We start from the raw sequence: 2,896 nt of genomic DNA, 5'->3' as shown, positions 1-2,896 counted from the left end.
GTATGACAGCTCCTGTTTGGTCTGAATCCATACATACAATTCAGAAATTTTGGTTCGTATATCGCTTCAAGAATCTTCTTCAATGCTAATTGTACAATCTTATCCTCGTAGCACGCAATACCCAGCGGTCTCATTTTGCCGTTGCTTTTGGGAATGTATACTCTCAGCGAAGGCTGCGGTTTGTAGGCTTTCCTTTTCAGTCTGTCTACAAGGCTTTCGATGTTACTTTCGAGATTTTCATTGTATTCTCTTTTGGTAACTTCGTCTATACCGACAGCTTTGCTTCCGTCCAGTTCCCTATGACATTGCATTAGCATTTCTTTGTTGATGAGATGGTACAGCGACGTAAACTCAGGTCGTTTTGTATTTGCTGACTTCGATGCTATTCTTCCCAATTTCGTTTCCATTAGTTCCTCCGTCCCTGAGTACGGCTAATGTGTCCTCAGAAAGACCTTTATTATGCAACTCCCTTCCCTCTGTCGGCATTACCCGACTTCTTCGGTACTATGAAGCTGTCCGACTGCCTGTATTTCATCTGACTTTCTCCGTTTTACCGTCGTTCCATCATACTTCTTATTGAAGAAAATACAGGCTCTCCCCAGTTGACTGGATAGTCACTATGTGAAGCGTGATTGGCTCTTTGACCCCGCAGAGGTGTGTTTCATCTCGCCCTAACGATTTACACATTTTGCTTTCCGCTGGAATTAAAGCGTCAGCCCTCCGAATGGTAAAATTTCGAGGCTCCATCACCCTGTAACCCCACTTCCTCGCTGTCTACGCTTTACTGTAAACATTACTGTTTACAGCACAAGACTCGCTAACGGTGGTTGGCTAAACCTTTCCGTGCAGGCTTCTCACCTGCTAGACTATCCGCCCTTCGTCTGGGCGCACAATTCCGATTTATCTTTCCAAAAGTATAACACAAAACACAAGATTAAATTGTAATGTGTGCTTCAAACGCTCAAACTGAAAGTTGCGCTCTCTTATTTGCAATATATCTCAATTGCTTTTGCTGTAAACAGAGCAGTTCCTTCTCCACCATAGCTATCAATGTTTTCGGTAAATTCTCCGCCACTTGCATACATCTTTCCCAGACCTGATAAAATTTCTTTTGTACAGGTGTAATAATTCTCTGTGATGAAATCCTGCAATTTTTTCACCTGTAATTGAACCGTATCACAGGACGTATCTAATTCTTTTATCTTGCCAAACTCTGTAAAAATAAGCATAAAACGATTGATTACATCCTTCTGCTGTGTATCAGACACCCCTTTCGTCTTTTCTTCAAATTCCTGATACTGGGCTATCTGTCCCCATTGTTCCTTTGCACGCTTTGAATAATCTTCCATCTTTTTTTTATCAAATACTTTAAAATACGTCTTATTTACTCCCATCGTTTTTATTCTTCGAGCAAAATCAATCAAATTTTCTATATGTTCCTTCTTCAATACCAAAAGTTCTATTTGCTGCTCTAATACTTTTTCCTTATTAAATTTAGGATTATATATAATATCTTTGATTTCTTTCAGTGGAAATTCCAATTCTCTAAACAATAAAATCTGTTGCAACCTTTCTAATGCTTCTTCATCATACAAACGGTATCCTACCTCTGTATACTCAGTTGGTTTTAACAGTCCGATACTATCATAGTACTGAAGGGTACGTATACTTACTCCTGTTAGCTTACTTACCTCATTTACTGTCCTCATAGGTATTTCCTTTCCGAATAATGGTCGTTTCACTCCAAAATCCATCTATTTCTTTCAAAATTTCTTCTGCTGGAAGTATTGTTGCGTCAACAATATCTTTTCCAGTTTTATCCAAATAATATTTCACCATATAATATCCGCATGCATACCCAGCACAATAAGGCATACCCACCGGAATATAATTTTGTAATTTTGCCATTTCATCTCCATACATATATGATGTAATATTGTCAAATCCTTGCACTTCTAAAGCGTCCTGGATAAGTGGCTTAATATATTCATTTAACATTTCCTGGTCAGTTTTACTAACCCATGGTCCTAAGTTCTCTTCACCGTAAAGTTTTACTGCAAAATTTTCTGCCAATCCTTCACAAATCATATATTCTGCTAATGATATTTCATTACTCCACTTTATATATTGAAATCTTACATTATGATTCGTCTCATGAGCTAATACAACTGGAATCCTTGTTTTTGTCGTTTCAGAAGGTACTAATGATCCAAATATGTATCCCGGAATTCCACCATCACCACAATAACCATCATTCATCACCGAATAGGGACTTGATGGATCTGCGAGCATCAATGTAAACATATACTCTTTAACCTTCAAATCTATTCCATGACTAACAAATGTCATAAGAGAGCTTTCAATAGATGCCACGCAATCCGTCCATAACTTTTCATCTGCTAATTCTGCAATATATTTTTGTTCTGTGTCTCCTATTTTTTGTGGCAATAAATATCCTAACATACCGCTTGCCATCACCACATCATATCCGCCAGATTGTTTTGCTTTCAACGGACAGTGATACATATCCCATTTCTTTTCAAATTTTTTCATAAAGTCATAGCGATATATATCATCTTTCTTCTCTAACGATGCATTTGCTATCTTTCGATAAATCTCATCTGATTTTACTATTTCTATTATAAATTCATGCATATCATTTCCTCCTATCGATAAGTACACTTTAAACTATTACGCAACGTAGGAGTCAAGACTTTTTCCAAATATTTATCTGATGAAACTTCAAAGTTTCATTTTCTTTATTCTATCACATGGGTGTGAATTTGCAATGAACATTCTAAAACTTGTTGCCCAAGAATGATTGCTCCTGCAATCGTTCCTGGGCGGCAAGTCCACAAAGGGGTAGCTGTCGCAAGACAGCGCAGGGGAAGTGTAG

Annotated in this window: 2 protein-coding genes and 1 pseudogene; all 3 read right to left on the bottom strand. The window is 37.8% G+C overall.

Annotated elements, in window-relative coordinates:
• Positions 1-407 (bottom strand): annotated as a pseudogene (locus KQI64_RS10305) (reverse transcriptase domain-containing protein); the annotation flags it as partial.
• A gap of 576 nt (positions 408-983) precedes the next feature.
• Positions 984-1,709: a MerR family transcriptional regulator gene (locus KQI64_RS10300; RefSeq protein ID WP_092979412.1), complete on the bottom strand. Its 726-nt coding sequence runs from the start codon at positions 1,707-1,709 to the stop codon at positions 984-986.
• Positions 1,693-2,655: a DUF2268 domain-containing protein gene (locus tag KQI64_RS10295; RefSeq protein WP_216524667.1), complete on the bottom strand. Its 963-nt coding sequence runs from the start codon at positions 2,653-2,655 to the stop codon at positions 1,693-1,695. Before KQI64_RS10295 ends, KQI64_RS10300 begins: the two co-directional genes overlap by 17 nt.
• Positions 2,656-2,896 lie beyond the last annotated feature (241 nt).

This window comes from Lachnoclostridium sp. MSJ-17 (assembly GCF_018918205.1).
Classification (GTDB): Bacteria; Bacillota; Clostridia; order Oscillospirales; family Acutalibacteraceae; genus Ruminococcoides.
This window is presented reverse-complemented; position numbering and strand designations above follow the sequence as displayed.